This is a genomic window from Bacteroides sp. LFL-34 (genome assembly GCF_027257075.1).
GTDB classification, from domain to species: domain Bacteria; phylum Bacteroidota; class Bacteroidia; order Bacteroidales; family Bacteroidaceae; genus Bacteroides; species Bacteroides ovatus.
This window is the reverse complement of record NZ_JAPQKZ010000008.1, coordinates 146,776-166,171: the sequence shown is the minus strand read 5'-3', so window position 1 is coordinate 166,171 and position 19,396 is coordinate 146,776. Positions and strand designations below refer to the sequence as shown.

Sequence of the window (19,396 nt, the reverse complement as noted above, 5' to 3'; positions counted from 1 at the left end):
TATCCGATTCTCCCTTTAGAATGTATTTGCGTATCTGATTCTGTGAAACTCTCTGTGTTTTACTTCCGTTTTCAATGCTCTCATTATGCTCCTTGACTTCCTTCCTCTTTTGTTGATACCTTTTTCGCAAGCTGGATGTTATCCTTCCAATAAGTGCGCCACTGATTTTACTCCCCATTTTTTGTGCCAATATTTTTCGAGTAATACAGCCCGCACTAATGATTGTAGCCAGTTCGGATACATATTTAAGAGCTGTCTTCTGTTGCTCATTCAAGTATGCCCCTATTCTTCTGTTGTGAATAATCTTATAAATGTAGCGACTTTTCTTACCCAAATGTGTGGCTGTCTGCTCAATGGTCATCCCCTGCATTTTTAAGTTCAAGCTTTCCCTGTATATCTTCAATTTTTCTCTGTGTCGGACATCTCCCATGTTAAATATGTCCTGAAGAATTAACGAAGAAGCCGTGTCTCTGTCAGGATATTCGTATTTGAGCTTTTTCTTGGTCTGACGGATTATTTTCTCTATTTCCGGTATCATCGTGTCCGTCATATTCTTGATTAGATGGAATCGGTCGCAGATTTGTGTAACACCAGGAATTATTCTGTTTATAGCCTCTGTGAAACATCTTCCACGGTCTCTCGTTATATATTGTATTTGAGGATTCCGGATGAGCCAGTTATCAAGTGCTTCTCCGTTTCTATCCTCTAACAAAGCAATAGGTATGTGTGTCATCTGGTCTACGACCACACTCATATAATCCTTACCTTTTTTATAGGCAAAATCATCAATACCTACATAAATACTTTTATTATGCATAGGATTGTGTTGTCCGCACTGTTGTAGGATGCGTAAGCAGGAAGAACTACTGGCTGTTATATGGAACAGTTGCAAAAGAGAAGAGGCCTTTCGGGAAGTAAGTTCCAAACTTATCGATCTGATGCGTTCCTCAACAAGATAGCTCCGTCTACCATACCGACGAGCCAGAAAAGACAACGGTTCGCAGAATATTTTTTGTGGACAAGAAACATTGTCACAATAATATTTGCCAACCTTGATGACTAACTCCAAAGTATGACCGTAAACTTCAAGATCCTCAATATGACGGGAGTAGTAACTGTGCAATCGGTGACTGAAATGTCCGCAATAAGGACAGGAAGCCCCTTTGCCAGCCGTATGTAGAAAGACCGTCAATGAGCCAACAGCTTCAGAGATACCATCTTGTTGCAGATTATTGTAGCCAAGACTGAATCTGAAATCATGGAATAATCCCCTATTTGTAGGAGCATTTTCTTTTTTTGATGTATATTTGTACGTTGTAGATATGACTTGTTGCATTGTAACTCTTAATGATGTGGTGTCTTTAAAGTTACTAAAAAGCAAACATATCTACAACTTTTAATAGGATTAAGAAAGAAGAAGACAGTTGAAATAAAAAAGAGATTACCACCAAATTTGACGAAGAACCCAAATCATTACTAGTGGACGTGCGTTTGGGAGGTGTCAAATTTGTTTATACGGGATATTAACCGTACATTTGTCTGTGGTAATAATCGCCCTACAAACACATGCAGGACAAATAAATTAATTAAGCAATGAGAATAACATTGGTAAGAGACGATGGCAAGGTGAACACTATGCGTACGTTAAGAATCGAACAGCTCGTAGAGCAAATGAAAGTGGAAACCAAAGCACAGTCTGTTTCAAAAATGAGAGAAGTCCTGCCTTTTATGCTTCCGGGTGATAAAAATGACTATGTGCAGAAAGTGCAGAAGGTGATACCTGCAGCGGCCTTTTTCCGCAAAGACGGAATAACGACCATGAGTGAATACAACGGAATTGTGATGATTCAGGTGAATAACTTATCCGGGAATATGGAAGCGGATGAAGTGAAAGAGCGGGTGAGGGAGCTGCCGCAAACTTATTTAGCTTTCACCGGTTCTTCCGGAAAGTCAGTGAAGATATGGGTCCGTTTTACTTATCCCAATGACCTTTTACCGGAAACCCGTGAACAGGCAGAGCTTTTTCATGCACACGCCTATCGGTTGGCTGTGAAATTCTATCAGCCCCAACTTCCTTTTGATATCGAACTGAAAGAACCTTCATTGGAACAATATTGTCGCTGGACTTTTGATCCGGATTTGTATTTTAATCCCGAAGCGATGCCTATTTATATGAAACAACCTGTGGCTATGCCGGGCGAAACCACTTATCGTGAACGGGTGCAAACGGAAACTTCACCATTGCAACGGCTTGCACCGGGGTATGAAAGATGTGATGCGCTTTCTGTTCTTTTTGAAGCAGCCTTCGCACGTGCACTGGATGAGGAGGATGGTTATCAACCGGAAGAAGGTGATAAACAGTCTTTGTTGATAAATCTGGCCGGGTATTGTTTTCGCGCCGGTATTCCTGAAGAAGATACGGTGCGATGGTGTCGGGCGCATTATCGTTTGCCAAAAGATGATACATTGGTTCGGGGGACTGTACGGAATGTATATCGGACTTCAGAGGGATTTGCGAGTAAGAGCAGCCTGTTGCCGGAACAATTATTTGTCATGCAGATGGATGAGTTTATGAAACGGCGTTATGATTTCCGTTTCAACCAACTAACGTCACAAGTGGAATGTCGCGAACGGAATAGCTTTAATTTTTATTTTCTTCCGGTGGATAAACGGTTGATGGCAAGCATTACAATGAATGCACAATATGAGGGGCTTAAACTTTGGGATAAAGATGTCGTGCGTTTCCTGAATTCGGATCATGTACCGGTTTATCAACCTATTGAAGAGTTTCTTTATGACCTTCCTCGTTGGAACGGTAAGGATTATATTGGCAATTTAGCCAAACGGGTTCCTTGTGACCATCCTTATTGGACTCAATTGTTTCGTCGTTGGTTTCTTAGTATGGTCGCACATTGGCGTGGGATGGGTAAGAATCATGCGAATAGCACTTCGCCTATATTGATAGGCCCGCAAGCTTATCGTAAGTCTACATTTTGCCGCTTGATCTTACCACCATGTTTACAGGCATATTATACGGACAGTATCGATTTCAGTCGGAAACGGGATGCTGAACTGTATTTGAATCGCTTTTTATTGATTAATATGGATGAGTTCGATCAGATTGGCATCAGTCAGCAGTCTTTTCTCAAGCATATTCTGCAAAAGCCTGTTGTCAATACGCGACGTCCGAATGCTTCGGCAGTGGAGGAACTCCGCCGGTACGCTTCTTTTATAGGCACAAGTAATCATAAGGATCTGTTGACGGATACTTCCGGCAGTCGCCGTTTTATCGGTGTCGAGGTGACGGGAGTGATAGATGTGGTCCGCCCTATTGATTATGAGCAGTTATATGCACAGGCAATGGCTGCATTGCGGAGTAATGAGCGCTATTGGTTTGATGAAAAAGAGGAGGCGATTATGACGGAGGCTAACCGGGAGTTTGAACAGTCGCCGGCGATTGAACAATTGTTTCAGGTATATTACCGGGCAGCGGAAGAGGAAGAAGAGGGAGAATGGTTGCTTGCTGCGGATATATTGCAGCGGATACAAAAGGCAAGTAAAATGAAATTCTCTGCCGGACAAGTTAATTATTTCGGACGTATATTGCAGAGGCTGAGAGTAAAGTCGTTTAGGAAAACACGTGGGGTTTATTATCATGTGATGCCTGTAGAGTAAGGATGATGATGAAATAATGTATAGTAGATGGCTTTTATTATTTTATAATAATTATCTTTGCGTAATAACGTGAGATGTATGAAGACTATGATAAGAAATCCTTTTATAACAAGCGGATATGTCTCTGCTGATTATTTTTGCGATCGCCGTTTTGAGAGCGAACAGTTGGTGCGCGAGGTGATGAATGGGAATAATTTGGCTCTTGTCTCTACCCGGCGAATGGGAAAAACAGGGCTGATCCGTCATTGCTTTCAGTTTCCTGAAATTAAACAGGGTTACTATACCTTTTTTATTGATATATATGATAGCCGTTCATTGCGTGATTTGGTCTTTGCACTTAGTAAGGAGATTTTGGAAGTACTGAAACCTATGGGGAAGAAAGCTTTGCATGGCTTTTGGGAATGTGTAAAATCTTTGCAGGCTAGTATCTCTTTTGATGTGAATGGTATGCCTTCTTTGAATCTGGGATTAGGAGATATACAAGCTCCGGCTACTACGCTTGATGAAATCTTCCGGTATTTAGAGCAAGCGGATAAGCCTTGTTTGATTGCTATTGATGAATTTCAGCAGATTACTGGATATGTGGAGAAAAATGTAGAGGCTACTCTCCGGACTTATGTGCAGCATTGTAATAATGCGCGTTTCATTTTTGCCGGGAGCCAGCGACATGTGATGGGGAATATGTTTTTGACGCCTTCCAGACCTTTTTATCAAAGTGTGTCAATGATGCATTTGGAAAGTATTCCTTTAGAAGAATATATTCGTTTTGCAAGTATGCATTTCAAACGTGCAGGCAAAGAAATAGAGGAAAGTGCTGTTACCACAGTTTATCAACAGTTTGAAGGAATCACATGGTATATACAAAAAGTATTGAATACACTTTATGATATGACCCCGGAGTACGGAGTTTGTAAAGTGGGAATGGTGTCAGGGGCTATTCGGCAGATTATTGATTCATTCAGATATACTTATTCGGAAATTCTTTTTCGTTTGCCGGAGAAACAAAAGGAACTGCTAATTGCTATCACTAAAGAAGGAAGGGCTAAAGCTCTCACTTCCGGCACTTTTATTAAAAAATACAAACTGGCTTCTGCTAGTTCAGTTCAGGCAGCACTAAAAGGGTTGCTGGAAAAGGATTTTGTGACTCAGGAAATGGGTATTTGTCAAATATATGATCGTTTCTTGGGTATTTGGCTGAAAGAGAATTATTAAGTCATATTTCATTTATTGAAGAGGGCTTTTCGATAAATCGCGTTAATAATTAATAGAAACTGCTGCCTGTTAATCTGTTTTATTGTATCTTTGCGGTCTTAACTTTTTTAATGGTAAATAATGAAGGAATTTCTACAACTAATGCGACGTTTTGTGTCGCCTTATAAGAAGTATATCGGCTGGGCTATTTTGCTGAATATTTTGTCTGCTGTATTCAATGTGTTCTCATTTACTTTTTTGATTCCTATCTTGAGTATTCTGTTTAAAACAGAAGGAGCAGATAAGGTGTACCATTTTATGGAATGGGGTAGTGGCGATTTAGCAGATGTTGCCAAGAATAACTTCTATTATTACATCTCTCAGATGATTGTGGATAATGGTCCCACTGTAGCTCTTATTTTCTTGGGACTATTCCTGATGGTGATGACATTGTTTAAAACCGGTTGTTACTTTGCTTCTTCAGCCGTGATGATTCCATTACGTACAGGAGTGGTACGTGATATTCGTATTATGGTGTATGCTAAGGTAATGCGTCTGCCGATGTCTTTCTTCTCGGAAGAAAGAAAGGGAGATATTATAGCTCGTATGAGTGGTGATGTGGGGGAAGTGGAAAATTCCATTACCAGTTCATTGGATATGTTGATGAAAAGCCCGATTCTGATTATTATATATTTTGTGACATTGGTTACGGTTAGTTGGCAGTTGACTCTTTTTACTATCATTGTATTACCGGGAATGGGTTGGTTGATGGGAGTCGTCGGAAGAAAACTGAAACGTCAATCACTGGAAGCACAGGCTAAGTGGAGTGATACGATGTCACAATTAGAAGAAACACTGGGAGGCTTGCGCATCATCAAGGCTTTTATTGCGGAAGATAAAATGATTAACCGCTTCACCAAATGTAGCAACGAGCTCCGGGATGCGACAAACAAGGTTGCTATACGTCAGGCTATGGCTCATCCGATGAGTGAGTTCTTAGGAACGATTCTGATTGTAGCTGTATTGTGGTTTGGAGGTACATTGATTTTAGGAAAGAATGCAACCATCGATGCTCCTACATTCATCTTCTATATGGTTATCTTATATAGTGTAATCAATCCATTGAAAGACTTTGCTAAAGCGGGATACAACATTCCGAAAGGGTTGGCTTCCATGGAACGTGTGGACAAAATCCTGAAGGCAGAGAATAAGATTAAGGAAATTCCGAATCCGAAACCGTTGAAAGGTTTGAATGATAGAATCGAATTTAAAGATATCTCTTTCAGCTATGATGGTAAAAGAGAGGTGTTGAAGCATGTAAACCTGACAGTTCCCAAAGGAAAAACAATCGCACTGGTTGGTCAATCGGGATCCGGTAAATCTACATTAGTCGATTTGTTGCCGCGTTACCACGATGTGCAGGAAGGTGATATTACCATTGACGGAACAAGTATTCGTGATGTACGTATTGCAGATTTGCGCAGTTTGATTGGTAATGTAAACCAGGAGGCTATTCTGTTTAATGATACATTCTTCAATAACATTGCTTTTGGTGTGGAGAATGCGACAATGGAACAAGTAGTAGAGGCGGCGAAGATTGCCAATGCGCATGATTTCATTATGGAGAAACCGGAAGGATATAATATGAATATCGGTGACCGTGGCGGAAAATTGTCCGGTGGTCAGCGTCAGCGTATCAGTATTGCGCGTGCTATTTTGAAGAATCCTCCGATTCTGATTCTTGATGAGGCTACTTCTGCTTTGGATACCGAATCAGAACGTCTTGTACAGGAAGCGTTGGAACGTTTGATGAAAACACGTACGACGATTGCTATTGCCCACCGTCTTTCTACGATTAAGAATGCAGATGAAATCTGTGTACTGTATGAGGGTGAGATTGTGGAACGTGGTAAGCATGAAGAACTCATTGAGTTAAACGGTTACTATAAACGTCTGCATGATATGCAGCAGTTGTAATTCTTGATATTGCAATGATATTATTAAGTTTTGATACAGAAGAATTTGATGTACCTCGCGAGCATGGTGTAGACTTTCCGCTGGATGAAGCAATGAAAGTGTCAGTCTATGGTACGAACAAGATACTGGACTGCCTGAAAAAAAACGGGGTGAAAGCTACTTTCTTTTGTACAAGCAATTTTGCAGAAAATGCGCCGGAAGTGATGCGGCGCATTATGGACGAAGGGCATGAAGTTGCTGCGCATGGATGTGACCATTGGCAGCCACAGGCTTCGGATGTCAGTCGTTCAAAAGAAATTCTGGAACGCCTTACCGGCAGGACGATACAAGGTTATCGCCAGCCGCGTATGTTCCCCGTATCAGATACGGAACTTGAACGGATGGGGTATGTATATAACTCCTCATTGAATCCCGCATTTATCCCCGGAAGATATATGCATTTGTCGGAGCCCCGTACCTGCTTTATGACGGGTAAGTTACTTCAGATTCCGGCTTCTGTAACTCCGTGGATTCGTTTCCCGCTATTCTGGTTGTCTTGTCATAATCTGCCGATGTGGCTGTATCAACTCCTGGTAAACCGGGTATTGAAGCATGACGGATATTTTGTGACTTATTTCCACCCGTGGGAATTCTACCCGTTGGGTGAACATCCTGAATTTAAGATGCCTTTTATTATCCGCAATCATTCCGGTAAAGGAATGGAGGAACGTCTGGATATGCTTATCCGCAAACTGAAAGAAAAAGGATATGCTTTTATCACTTACTCGGAATTTGCACAGATAAAACTGGCTGAACTAAATAAACCGGACGAAAAATGATAAAATTGGCTATTGTATCCCCCTGCTATAATGAGGAGGAAGTGTTGGAAGATTCGGCCGCCCGTTTGACAGCCTTGTTTGATGAGTTGGTGGCGAAAGAAAAGATCAGTGCCGACAGCTTTGTGCTCTTTGTGAATGATGGCAGCAAAGATCGTACATGGAGCATCATTAAGAAACTGCACGGAACGAATCCTTATATAAAAGGAATGAATCTGGCACGGAACGTGGGACATCAGTATGCAATCATGGCCGGTATGATGACCGCTAAAGACTGGAGTGATGCCGTTATTACCATTGATGCCGATTTGCAGGATGATCTGAATGCGATTGAGGAGATGATCGATGCCTATACGCAAGGATATGATGTTGTATATGGAGTGAAAGTATCTCGTCAGGCAGACCCCGTGTTGAAACGTCTTTCTGCAACAGCCTTTTATAAATTACAGCACAGGATGGGAGTGGAGACTATCTACAATCATGCGGATTTTCGTTTTCTAAGCCGGAGAGTGCTGGAACAGTTGTCTCATTATCAGGAACGTAATGTCTATCTGCGTGGTATTATCCCGTTGCTGGGTTTCCCTTCTACTACGGTAGATGATGTGATCCGGGAACGGACAGCCGGAACTTCCAAATATACAGTGAGAAAGATGTTCAGTCTGGCTTTGGACGGAATAACCTCTTTCTCGGTAAAGCCCATTTACGGAATCGTTTATCTGGGAGGTATCTTTGTTTTTATCAGTATTTTGATTGGAATCTATGTTCTTTACGCATTGATTTCGGGTACTGCGGAACATGGCTGGGCCTCTTTGATGTTGTCTATCTGGTTTGTTGGCGGGGTTGTTTTATTATCCATAGGAGCTGTCGGACTGTATATTGGCAAGATTTATAAAGAGGTAAAACGTCGTCCGCTCTATAATGTGGAAGAAGTGTTGTACGATGATCAGAATAAGTAAGGCTATACTTGAGAAGCACCCGGATTGGCGGGATAAGTTCTGGCAGTTTGTTCGTTTTGGAGTTGTCGGCACTATATCTTCAGCCATTCACTACGGCGTATATTGCCTGGTCTTGTTGGTTGCGAATGCCAATATCTCCTTTACGGCCGGCTATGCTGTAGGATTTGTCTGCAACTACTTCCTGACTACTTTCTTCACCTTTCGTTCCAAACCATCCTCGCATAATGCGATCGGCTTTGGTTTTAGTCATCTGATTAATTACCTGCTTGAGATCGGCTTACTGAATCTCTTCCTCTGGATAGGGGCGGGTGAACTGCTTGCACCGATACTGGTAATGATTATCGTGGTGCCTATCAATTTCCTGATTCTTCATTTCGTTTATATCTATAAAGGGAGGAAATAACACTATTCAATCCCTTTCATTTAATTCATAAAAAGAAAAGGCTATTATGAAACGTTTTCTAAATCTTGTTGTATATATTCTTACCATACATGTTTCGGCTTTACTGATCGCAGGACTGTTTCGCCTGGTGCTTTTTATCTCATCTTATCATCAGTTGACCTCTGAAGCCTTGTCGGATAAGACACTTCCGATGCTTGCTTTTGTGCATGGTGTCTGGTTTGACAATGTGATAGGCTGTTACATCCTTCTGTTGCCTCTGGTGGTTGCGGTAGTGTGTGGAGTTTGCAACTATTATGGGAAAGCGTTGTTTCGTTTCTTTACGATCTTTTTCAGTGTCTTTTATGGATTGGTTTATTTAATCAGTGCGTCGGACATTCCTTATTTTGCCTATTTCTTTAAACATATCAACTCTTCCATATTCGAATGGTTCGGTTATGCGGGAACTACCGCCGGAATGATATTGGGGGAAAGTGCCTATTATCTGTCCATCGGATTATTCCTTCTCTTTCTGGCCGGATTCGTAGTTTGGCTTATCTATCTGGCACGTTATTTCCATCATCGTAGCCTTACCATTTCCGCTCCGTTTCCTTATTGGAAGCGAGGAGGGGCGGTTCTGATCGGTGCTTGCTTAATCGGACTCTGCATCTTTGGAATCCGGGGGCGTACAGGCTATAACCCGATCAAAGTAAGTGCGGCATATTTCTGTCAGGATGCTTTTCTCAATCAACTGGGAGTAAGTCCTACTTTTAACCTGCTGACGAGTGTGATGGATGATATGAGGCCTGAAAATAAATACTTGCATCTGATGGATGAACAGGAAGCCATCACCAAGGCGCAAGCTCTGCTCAACCGTCCGGGAGATGCGAATGTTTCCCCGTTGGCTGTTTACAGGCGTGCTGCAAAAGCGGATAGCGTGCAACAACGCCGTCCTAATGTCGTCTTGATTATGATGGAGTCTATGTCCGCCAAGTTTATGAAGCATTTCGGGCAATCGGAGACTTTGACTCCTTTCCTGGATAGCCTGTATACCCGTTCTATCAGTTTCCGCAATTTCTATTCGGCAGGAATCCATACGAACCATGGTTTGTATGCCACCTTGTATTCTTTTCCGGCTATGATGAAACGGAACCTGATGAAAGGCTCTGTCATTCCCCGCTATTCGGGACTGCCTACCGTACTGAAAGAAAACGGCTATTACAACCTTTTCTTTATGACGCATGAAGGGCAGTATGATAATATGAACGCTTTCTTCCGGACGAACGGCTATGATGAAGTGTTTTCACAAGAAGACTATCCGGCTGATAAGGTTGTGAATAGCTTTGGAGTGCAGGATGATTTCTTGTATGACTATGCAATTCCGGTATTGAATCAGCGGGCTGCCACCGGACAACCGTTTTTTGCTACTTTACTGTCCATCAGTAATCATCCGCCGTATGTGATACCTCCTTTCTTCCATCCGAAAACAAGTGAACCGGAGATGCAGATCGTTGAGTATGCGGATTGGGCTTTGCGTCAGTTCTTTGAAGAGGCGCGTAAACAACCCTGGTTTGATAATACGATATTCGTATTGGAAGGGGATCATGGCAAACTGGTGGGAGACGCCGAATGTGAACTGCCGGAATCTTATAATCATATTCCACTGATGATTTACTCCAACCGTATTCAGCCGGAAGAGAAAACTGCATTTGGCGGTCAGGTAGATATACAGCCAACAATATTAGGGCTGTTGAATATTGATTATCTACAGAATAATTTTGGAGTGGACTTGCTGAAGGAAGAACGTCCCTGTATGTTCTATACTGCTGACAATATGGTGGTGGGACGCAATGACACGTTACTCTACCTTTATAATTACGAGACTCAGCAGGAACTTACTTATGATATCGGTAACGGCAAATTGAATGCTGTTCCGATGGATGATAGCTTTTTGCCTTTAAAAGAATATAGTTTTTCCATGCTCCAATCGGCGGAGTTCCTTGTGAAGCATGGAAAAACGCTTAATTCTATACCTTTTACTCAACAATAGGAGTCGTTTCGGTATTTTCAGGCTGTTGCTTTTTAACGAACTTGTATATCTTGGCTATTTGCCGGAGTACTCGTTTAGGGGATTCATATACCTCCTCAAACTGATACCCTTCTTTCTCGAATTCGGGAAGATATTTCTCTGCATCATTCGTGCCGATTAACAAGAAACCTTCCGAAGGACGTTTCTCATAGAAGTTGTCGAGACGATTGTGCAGATAGAAATTGAGTTCGAAATAATGTACGGGGTCACCTGCTGCATGCAGACTTTCTTCAATGAATTCGTACATCGTTCCTTCGCTTTCCGGCGCAACCTTTTCTATTTCTGTAGCGATGAATTTGACCGACTTCGAATTTAATGCTGCCGGCTGATAAGCACCGTCCAATGCAAGGTATAATCCCATTGTAAGCACAACGAGAGCGTATAGGAAACGGTTGTTCAATGCATTTTTCCGTTGATAGAACCACCAGTAGATACCGAGAATGGTAGGAATGGCAATCAGGAATAAGGCCCCTGCTCCGCTGATATTCTGTATTGCACGCATGAAATTAATATTGTCCTGCGCGTGACGACCCTGGAAAATAGTTTCAGGGATGAGTCCACATTTTAATACGATGAAGCAGGTGAACAGTAGCAGGCTGATTACTGCAAGAATACTTCCGTATACCTTGATGACTTTAGATTGCTTCTTGACCAGATAGAATAGATATTTGGCAAGGAAATAAGCAATGAAAGGATAGATCGGCATCAGATATACACTACGTTTGCTCTGCGGAATACAGTAGAAGACGAAGATTACAACGATACTGGTGAAAGAGAATAAATCCACCGGGTCCATATTCTTTATCCATGTGGTGAAGCGTTTCCACCAGGCTGCCGGTTGGATGCTGAATTTATGGTAAGTCAGGCTGAACAGGGAGAGCACGACTAACAGTGTCCAGGGAACGTATCCGGCAAATAGGGTCACAAAATTATAATGCCAGGGGTTCACGCATGAATTGTAACTCATGGTATTAGTCATACGACCGAAGTTTTCTTCCATAACTAATGCCAGGAACTCTTCTCCACCTTGTTGGTAAGCAGCGACATACCAGCAGAAAGGCAGGATGAGTGAAAGAATGGCCCAGGCGGAAAGTAACAAGAATGCTTTGAAGAAGTTGACACCCCGGAGTAACAAGAAGATGCCTACCACTAAACATGGAATGATAGTACCTACCGGTCCTTTAGTCAGTGTTCCGCAACTCATCAGGAGAATGGCCAGCCAGGGAATACCTTTGAGTCCCTTCTCATACCATTTGTAGAGACAATACAGAGCGCCAACGGTGAGCGCTGTCAATACCATATCCACCCGGCAGTTTGCTCCGGCCCGGTGCAGCTCAAAATTAGTCAGGGTAATAAAGGCGGCCAACAACGCCAGTTCCACTCCTTTTCTTTTGGCAAAGAACAGAAAGCCGCAGAGGGTCATGGCGATCAGGGCGATGGCAGACGGCAAGCGGGAGGTCATTTCTGTGACTTGCCCTCCATTCACTGCTGCCGAAACAGCAGCAATGCTCCAGTGGAAGAAAGGCGGTTTGTAAGCCATTTCTCCTCCGTTGTTTCTGGGTAAAATCCAGTTTCCGCTATCCAGCATGGAGTAGGAGACAATAGATTCGCGAGGCTCCCCTTTGGTGTGGTACTCCGATAAACCGAGGAAAGGCAGGATAGTAACTACGCAAATGACTAGTAACAGCCAGAAAGCTTTGCTTGAAGTCAATGTTTTCATCTTTTTCTTATATTGAAATTTATGTTCTTTTATTTTCTGCCGAAGTCGGCCGGAATTTCTCCCCATTCTTTGGTTTCCCATTTCAGGATACGGGTGGTATAGGTGTTTCCCTGCAACCATTTTTCTGCCCGTTCAATCAACAGGAAGAGTTCTTCTGTTTCCGGGGTTCGGGGGAGTTTGGTCTTGCACTTCTTCTGTCGCACCCAGCTGATGGCATTCGCGCTGTCACTGTAAATGGGCATATCGAAACCTTTCTTTTTCAGCAACGCCAACCCGTGTACGATGGCTAGAAACTCGCCGATATTATTCGTGCCTTTCATCGGGCCGAAATGAAAAATCTCCTGACGGCTGGCAATGTGTACGCCGCGATATTCCATCGGTCCCGGATTACCGCTACAGGCTGCATCGACAGCCAGGCTATTGTCGATCACACAAGAAGGTAAAGTATCCGAAGAAGGTTTAGGACCTCCTGATTTAGCCTTTGCATTCTTGCCGATATAAGCATAGGGAGACATTGTCAACGCGCGTTCCGCTTCTTCGCGCGTATCAAATGATTTGTATTTGGCAGCTTCATATCCTTTGATTTGAAGTTGGCAGTCTGTCCAGGAAGTATAAACTCCGGGGGTGACACCTTCCCATACTACATAAAATTTCTGTTTAGCCATTTTTTCTGACGATAATTTTAGATAGTCAATGAATTGACGCTGCGAAGGTACAAATATATTCTCTAACTGAACAAGTTAGGGGGGCTACTTGTTATAAAAAAAAGAGAGTTTTAAGAATATAAAATAAGAAAGGAACTATTATGGAAAGATCTTTTAGTGAAGCTTTGAAACAACGTCGAACTTACTATTCAATTACTAATCAGTCACCTATATCCGATCAGGAGATCGAATGTATCGTTAATATGACCGTGCGCCACGTACCGTCGGCATTCAATTCGCAATCTACCCGTGTGGTACTTCTATTGGGAGAATCGCATAAGAAATTGTGGCAGATTGTGAAGGACGCATTAAAGAAGATTGTACCGGCTGAAGCGTTTGTCAAGACAGAAGAGAAGATAGATCATTCCTTTGCCTGTGGGTATGGCACTGTATTGTTTTTTGAGGATCAGAAGGTTGTGAAAGGGCTTCAGGAGGCTTTCCCGGCTTATCAGGAGAATTTCCCGGGATGGTCATTGCAGACTTCTGCCATGCACCAGTTAGCTATCTGGGTAATGCTCGAAGATGTAGGTTTCGGAGCATCGCTGCAACACTATAACCCGTTGATTGATGAAGAAGTGCGCCGTGCATGGGATTTGCCGGAACATTGGCATTTGATTGCGGAAATGCCGTTCGGACTTCCTCTCGGCAAACCGGGTGAAAAAGAATTCCAGCCGCTTGAAGAACGGGTGAGAATCTTTAAATAAATCGGGAATGAAGAATGAAGAATGAAGAATAAAGAATTTTAGCCATTATGCCATCCAATTCTTCATTATTCATTCTTCATTCTTCATTAAATGATTAATTTTGTGAGCAAAATTAATCATTTATGGTTCGTATCTTCCTTACCGGCTATATGGGTGCCGGAAAAACGACGTTGGGTAAGGCTTTTGCCCGGCAAATGAATATACCGTTCATCGATCTGGACTGGTATATTGAAGAGCGTTTTCACAAAACCGTTGGAGAATTATTCATTGAACGAGGCGAAACAGGATTCAGGGAGCTGGAGAGAAATATGCTCCATGAAGTAGCTGAGTTTGAGAATGTGGTAATTTCGACGGGGGGTGGAGCGCCTTGTTTTTATGATAATATGGATTTTATGAACCGGACCGGAAAGACTGTTTTTCTGGAGGTGCATCCGGATGTGTTGTTCAGGCGCTTGCGTGTGGCTAAACAACAACGTCCTATTCTTCAGGGTAAAGAGGATGAAGAACTGAAAGCGTTCATTGTTCAGGCACTCGAGAAGCGTGCTCCTTTTTATCATCAGGCACAATATATCTTTAATGCAGACGAATTGGAAGATCGTTGGCAGATTGAAACATCGGTGCAATGTTTGCGACAACTTTTGGGATTGTAGAAGTAACAGTCGTTATATTTTGTGTAATCGTCATTTGGAAAGCTGTGGAATGTGTGTAATTTGTGCCTGATAATGAATGATTATTGGGAGGAATTTTACTGTATTCAGAAATCAGGTAGTTGTAATGTTCTCTTTTTGTTGGAACTTCGTTTTTTTTGAGACTCTTGTTTGTGCATTCGGTCAATATTTGTACCTTGCACTCGTTATGAGATTTTTTATTGACTAGTAACACAAAATTAAGGTAAAGTTCTATATCATGAAAACTTTAAAAGAGAAATTTGGGGAGTTATCCGCTAAAATTAAAGCATCCGGACAGCCTGCAAGGGTATGGTTTCCGCAGTATACACCGGCTTCATTGTTAAGTGCGGAAAACTGGTGGGAAGCATTGGCTGTATGTGAATATGCTTTGGACACAAAAGAAGACGAGAAATTAACAGAAGATTTTTTTGAACTGATATTCAGTGCTTTTGACTGTAACGTAGAGGTGGAACTCAACGCGGAAGAATATGAATTCTGGTGGGAAAAGGTGATGCAGGTATGCGATCGTGTGGCAAAGTTTAGCGGTGCGGGATGGGCGCAGAAGGGTGCACAATATTCCGAAGCCCGTTATGGAAAGCGGGACATGAGTTATTTGTTTCCATACTACGAGAAGGCCGCCGATATGGGTTGGGCTGAAGCGGAAGCAACTGTTGCCTATTGGCGATACATGGGATTCTATTGCGAACAAGATAAAGAAGAGGGTGAACGGCGTTTTGCAGCTCTCACTTCTCCCGAAGCTATTTTATGGGGAAAGCATTATCGTGCTTTTGCCGAAGAATTTGCAGGGGATAAAGCAAAGGCATTACAGATACGGAATGAACTGCTTGCCGAACTGCCTGAAGGTGAACGTTTGCGTGCTCATGTATATGCAGCGTTGGGGGATGCGCTCGACAGGGCGGAAGGTAACGTGGCAGAGGAAGCTGCTTATTACGAAAAAGCCCTGGAAATAGTTCCCAATCTTTATAGTCTTAAAAATCTGGCTACGCTTTATTTCCGTTACCCGGAACTGAATAAACCGAAAGAACTGAGCTTTGAACTTTGGGAAAAGGCTTGGTATGCCGGTGTGTGGTCTGCCGCCAATTTCCTGGGATATAACTATCAGGAGGAGGAATGGCTGGATATGCCTAAGGCGATTGAATGGCTGGAAAAGGGCATGCTTTATTGTGAACCCTACAGTGCGTATGAACTGGCATTGATCTACCTGTATAATGATGAATATAAGAACGTGGAACGTGGACTGATGTGTCTGAACCGTTGCGTGGAGGATGATTATATACAAGGTATCGAAGGACTGGCCAATATTTATTTCAACGGTGATTTGGTGCCGGAAGACATGAATCGCGCGAAAGAGTTGTTGGAGAAAGCCATTGAATTGGGTTCGGGAAGTGCAGCTTATCGTTTGGGCTGGATGTATGAACGTGGCTTCTTGTCTGAAGAACCGGATTATGTGAAGGCTTTAGAGTTTTATGAAAAAGCGGCTTCACTGAATAATGCCGATGGGTATTGCCGTGTGGCTCTTTATTTGGCTAATGGATATAGCGGTGTGAAGGACCCTGTAAAATCAAGGGAATATTATGAAAAAGCGGCCGAACTGGGTGCTTGCTTTGCCCTTGTGGAACTGGCATTCTTATATGAGAATGGCGATGGAGTGGAGAAGAATTATGAAAAGTCATTTGAACTGATTAGCAAGGCTGCCGAACAGGGTTATCCTTATGCAATGTTCCGTGTAGGTCTTTATATGGAAAAGGGTGTTCTTGGTGAAGTGAAACCGGAAGAGGCCTTTGCCTGGTATACAAAGGCAGCTGAAGCGGACGATAATGATGCGATCTTTGCTTTGGGACGTTGCTATAGAGAAGGTATCGGAACGGAAGAAAACTGGGATAGGGCACTCGAATGGTTTAGTAAAGGGGCGGAAAAGAATGAAGCCCGTTGTCTGACGGAACTGGGGATGGCTTATGAGAATGGTAATGGCGTGGAAGAGAATCCACAGAAGGCAGTGGAATATATGATGAAGGCTGCTGAACAGGATTATGGCTATGCTCAGTTTAAGATGGGAGATTATTATTTCTTCGGTTGCGGTCCCTGTCTGGAAGATAATAAAACGGCAGTGGAATGGTATGAAAAGGCAGTGGCTAATGAGATTCCGATGGCTATGCTGCGTGTGGGTGAGTATTATCTGTATGACTATGATAGCCTGAATGAGTCGGAAAAGGCTTTTGCTTATTTCAAGAAAGCTGCCGAATATGAATGGTATAGTGAAGGACTGGGTATCTGTTATGAAATGGGTATCGGAGTGGAAGAGAATGAAACGGAAGCCTTTAAATATTATACACTGGCTGCGGATAATGGAAATACGACAAGTATGTATCGTACCGGACTTTGCTATTATAACGGAGTAGGTGTGAAACAGAATTATGCCGAGGCCTATCGCTGGTTCACGGATGCGGCGGGGAATGAGAATGTCGCTGCAATTTATTATCTGGGCAAGATGATGATGTATGGCGAAGGTTGTAACCCTGATCCGGAAGCTGCAGTGCAATGGTTGCTGAAAGCTGCCGAGAAAAATAACGATAAAGCACAATTTGAACTTGGAAATGCCTATCTGACAGGAAATGGCGTGGAAGAAAACGATGAAATTGCAATGGAGTGGTTCGAAAAGGCCGCAGAGAATGGCAATGAGAAAGCTCTTAAAATCACCGGAAGGAGGAGGAAGTAAAAGAGGAACATGGAAAAAGAAGGGAATAATCTGTTTCAGGTCAATCTTAAAGGTATGATTGCCCTGTTATCAGAGCACATTTATAGTAACCCGAATACTTTTGTTCGCGAACTGTTGCAGAATTGCGTAGATGCCATCACGGCACTACGCAATATTGACGAGAATTATAAAGGTCGCATCGATGTCTTTCTGAATGAGGACAAGACAGTGGTATTTCGGGATAATGGTATCGGACTGAAAGAGGAGGAAGTTTATCGCTTTCTGACTGTTATCGGGGAGAGCTCAAAGCGGGATACTCCCGATGCGGACGATTTTATCGGAAGGTTCGGTATCGGATTGTTATCTTGTTTTGTGGTGACCAATGAAATCACCGTAGAGAGTCGTTCTGCAATGGGCGGACAGCCTGTTTGCTGGTGTGGAAAAGTGGATGGGACGTATCAGCTGACTTTATCAGACGAAGAACGGCCCATCGGGTCGCAGGTAGTATTGCACCCGAAAGGAGATTGGATGCATCTTTTTGAATATGAAACATTTAAGAAGATACTGGTCGGTTACGGAGAAATGCTGCCGTATCCTATCTATCTGCATTATCAGGGGGAAGAGGAGTTGGTAAATACGCCTTCGCCTGTATGGCTTGACCCGAAGGCGACTCGTAAGGAGTTGCTGGATTATGGGGCGAAAGTGTTTCAGTCGTCTGCTCTCGATGCTTTCCGGATCTATACTGAAAGCGGCAAGGTGGAAGGGGTGCTTTATGTCCTGCCTTTCCGTACACAATTTTCAGTGCGCAACTCTCATAAGGTCTATCTCAAACGTATGCTGTTGAGTGAGGATGATTGCAATCTGTTGCCGTCGTGGGCTTTCTTTATCCGTTGTCTGGTGAATGCGGACGGGTTGCTGTCTACCGCTTCCCGGGAGTCTTTGGTGAGTAATGACCAACTGAAAGATGCCCGGAAAGAGATCGGGGTGGCTATCAAGGATTATTTGCGGGGATTGGTGCAGAATGACCGTGCCATGTTCAACCGGATTCTGGATGTTCATCACTTTCATATCAAGGCGATTGCTTCGGAGGATAATGAATTGCTTCGTTTGTTTATGGATTACCTTCCTTTTGAAACCAATAAGGGGTTACGTAGCTTTGGAAGTATTCGTTCGGCAAGTAATGTGATATGTTATACCAAGAATCTGGAGGATTTCCGGCAAGTGCGGCGTATAGCCGGAGCACAGGGTTGGCTGGTCGTGAATGCTGCTTATACGTTTGATGAAACGTTGTTGAAAAAGTATGTCCGCCTGAATCCGGAGCTTACTTTGGATGAAATATCTCCTTCACGGTTGCTGGAGCAGTTTGGTGAAGTGGAGGCGAACCAGGAGTTTCAGGCTTTTGAGGTGAAAGCGAACGAGTTGTTGAAGCGATTTGGCTGTATCTGTCGTCTGAAGCATTTTACTCCGGTGGATATTCCGGTTATTTTTGTGGCGGAGGAAAAGGAGAATGCTGCTAAAAGTGCTAATAATCCGTTGGCGGCTGTACTGGGAGCTGTGAATACTACAAAGCAGATTCCGCCGACACTCACTTTCAATGCGGATAATGAAATGGTGCAGACCTTATTGCAAATACAAGGAGACAATAAACTGTTTCAGCATGTGGTGCATATATTGTATGTACAATCGCTTCTGCAAGGTAAATATCCGGTAAACAGCGAAGAAATGGAGCTTTTCAACCATTCGCTAAGTGAACTGATGACTTCGAAAATGAATGATTTTATAAATTTCCTGAATTAAAAAAG

General features: G+C 43.0%; 14 protein-coding genes. 11 read left to right on the top strand and 3 right to left on the bottom strand.

What is annotated here, in order from left to right:
• On the bottom strand, positions 1-1,336 hold a 1,336-nt coding region (locus N5O98_RS06930; protein ID WP_269495570.1), incomplete at its 3' end, for a transposase.
• 257 nt (positions 1,337-1,593) lie between these two features.
• On the opposite strand from N5O98_RS06930, the gene N5O98_RS06925 reads away from it, so the two are divergent.
• The 7 genes from N5O98_RS06925 to N5O98_RS06895 all read left to right on the top strand — a co-directional run bounded on the left by N5O98_RS06925 (position 1,594) and on the right by N5O98_RS06895 (position 11,043).
• On the top strand, positions 1,594-3,675 hold the full coding sequence (locus tag N5O98_RS06925; RefSeq protein WP_004309440.1) for a BT4734/BF3469 family protein: 2,082 nt from the start codon (positions 1,594-1,596) through the stop codon (positions 3,673-3,675).
• A gap of 78 nt (positions 3,676-3,753) precedes the next feature.
• The gene (locus N5O98_RS06920) at positions 3,754-4,887 is read left to right on the top strand and encodes an AAA family ATPase (RefSeq protein ID WP_004298276.1); all 1,134 of its coding nucleotides are present in this window, start codon (positions 3,754-3,756) and stop codon (positions 4,885-4,887) included.
• Positions 4,888-5,007: 120 nt separating this feature from the next.
• On the top strand, positions 5,008-6,843 hold the full coding sequence (locus N5O98_RS06915) for an ABC transporter ATP-binding protein (protein WP_004298275.1): 1,836 nt from the start codon (positions 5,008-5,010) through the stop codon (positions 6,841-6,843).
• A 14-nt stretch (positions 6,844-6,857) separates the two neighbouring features.
• On the top strand, positions 6,858-7,661 hold the full coding sequence (locus N5O98_RS06910; RefSeq protein WP_118161320.1) for a polysaccharide deacetylase family protein: 804 nt from the start codon (positions 6,858-6,860) through the stop codon (positions 7,659-7,661).
• On the top strand, positions 7,658-8,614 hold the full coding sequence (locus N5O98_RS06905; protein WP_004309442.1) for a glycosyltransferase family 2 protein: 957 nt from the start codon (positions 7,658-7,660) through the stop codon (positions 8,612-8,614). Before N5O98_RS06910 ends, N5O98_RS06905 begins: the two co-directional genes overlap by 4 nt.
• Positions 8,598-9,017, top strand: coding sequence for a GtrA family protein (locus tag N5O98_RS06900; RefSeq protein ID WP_004298272.1), 420 nt, complete (start codon positions 8,598-8,600; stop codon positions 9,015-9,017). Before N5O98_RS06905 ends, N5O98_RS06900 begins: the two co-directional genes overlap by 17 nt.
• Before the next feature lie 46 nt (positions 9,018-9,063).
• Positions 9,064-11,043 (top strand): LTA synthase family protein, encoded by a 1,980-nt coding sequence (locus tag N5O98_RS06895; protein ID WP_008776077.1) that lies wholly within the window; start codon positions 9,064-9,066, stop codon positions 11,041-11,043.
• On the opposite strand, the gene N5O98_RS06890 is transcribed toward N5O98_RS06895, so the two are convergent.
• On the bottom strand, positions 11,030-12,802 hold the full coding sequence (locus N5O98_RS06890) for an ArnT family glycosyltransferase (protein ID WP_032855917.1): 1,773 nt from the start codon (positions 12,800-12,802) through the stop codon (positions 11,030-11,032). The genes N5O98_RS06895 and N5O98_RS06890 overlap by 14 nt on opposite strands.
• A 29-nt stretch (positions 12,803-12,831) precedes the next feature.
• The gene (locus tag N5O98_RS06885) at positions 12,832-13,467 is read right to left on the bottom strand and encodes a ribonuclease H1 domain-containing protein (protein WP_004298269.1); all 636 of its coding nucleotides are present in this window, start codon (positions 13,465-13,467) and stop codon (positions 12,832-12,834) included.
• Between the two features lie 140 nt (positions 13,468-13,607).
• On the opposite strand from N5O98_RS06885, the gene N5O98_RS06880 reads away from it, so the two are divergent.
• From N5O98_RS06880 to N5O98_RS06865, 4 genes are all read left to right on the top strand, one after another.
• Positions 13,608-14,210 carry a nitroreductase family protein gene (locus tag N5O98_RS06880; protein ID WP_004298268.1) on the top strand — a complete coding sequence of 201 codons (603 nt, stop codon included), beginning with the start codon at positions 13,608-13,610 and terminating at the stop codon, positions 14,208-14,210.
• A gap of 122 nt (positions 14,211-14,332) precedes the next feature.
• Positions 14,333-14,860 carry a shikimate kinase gene (locus N5O98_RS06875; protein WP_004309445.1) on the top strand — a complete coding sequence of 176 codons (528 nt, stop codon included), beginning with the start codon at positions 14,333-14,335 and terminating at the stop codon, positions 14,858-14,860.
• A 256-nt stretch (positions 14,861-15,116) separates the two neighbouring features.
• A complete protein-coding gene (locus tag N5O98_RS06870) occupies positions 15,117-17,615 on the top strand; it encodes an SEL1-like repeat protein (protein ID WP_004309446.1) in 2,499 nt (832 codons plus the stop codon).
• Between the two features lie 9 nt (positions 17,616-17,624).
• The gene (locus N5O98_RS06865) at positions 17,625-19,391 is read left to right on the top strand and encodes an HSP90 family protein (protein WP_004309447.1); all 1,767 of its coding nucleotides are present in this window, start codon (positions 17,625-17,627) and stop codon (positions 19,389-19,391) included.
• Positions 19,392-19,396: the final 5 nt, after the last annotated feature.

Excerpts from the sequence above, each read along its gene's own strand:
- N5O98_RS06925 (WP_004309440.1), top strand. The coding sequence starts at position 1,594 with ATGAGAATAACATTGGTAAGAGACGATGGCAAGGTGAACACTATGCGT.
- N5O98_RS06920 (WP_004298276.1), top strand. The coding sequence starts at position 3,754 with ATGAAGACTATGATAAGAAATCCTTTTATAACAAGCGGATATGTCTCT.
- N5O98_RS06915 (WP_004298275.1), top strand. The coding sequence starts at position 5,008 with ATGAAGGAATTTCTACAACTAATGCGACGTTTTGTGTCGCCTTATAAG.
- N5O98_RS06910 (WP_118161320.1), top strand. The coding sequence starts at position 6,858 with ATGATATTATTAAGTTTTGATACAGAAGAATTTGATGTACCTCGCGAG.
- N5O98_RS06905 (WP_004309442.1), top strand. The coding sequence starts at position 7,658 with ATGATAAAATTGGCTATTGTATCCCCCTGCTATAATGAGGAGGAAGTG.
- N5O98_RS06900 (WP_004298272.1), top strand. The coding sequence starts at position 8,598 with ATGATCAGAATAAGTAAGGCTATACTTGAGAAGCACCCGGATTGGCGG.
- N5O98_RS06895 (WP_008776077.1), top strand. The coding sequence starts at position 9,064 with ATGAAACGTTTTCTAAATCTTGTTGTATATATTCTTACCATACATGTT.
- N5O98_RS06890 (WP_032855917.1), bottom strand. The coding sequence starts at position 12,802 with ATGAAAACATTGACTTCAAGCAAAGCTTTCTGGCTGTTACTAGTCATT.
- N5O98_RS06885 (WP_004298269.1), bottom strand. The coding sequence starts at position 13,467 with ATGGCTAAACAGAAATTTTATGTAGTATGGGAAGGTGTCACCCCCGGA.
- N5O98_RS06880 (WP_004298268.1), top strand. The coding sequence starts at position 13,608 with ATGGAAAGATCTTTTAGTGAAGCTTTGAAACAACGTCGAACTTACTAT.
- N5O98_RS06875 (WP_004309445.1), top strand. The coding sequence starts at position 14,333 with ATGGTTCGTATCTTCCTTACCGGCTATATGGGTGCCGGAAAAACGACG.
- N5O98_RS06870 (WP_004309446.1), top strand. The coding sequence starts at position 15,117 with ATGAAAACTTTAAAAGAGAAATTTGGGGAGTTATCCGCTAAAATTAAA.
- N5O98_RS06865 (WP_004309447.1), top strand. The coding sequence starts at position 17,625 with ATGGAAAAAGAAGGGAATAATCTGTTTCAGGTCAATCTTAAAGGTATG.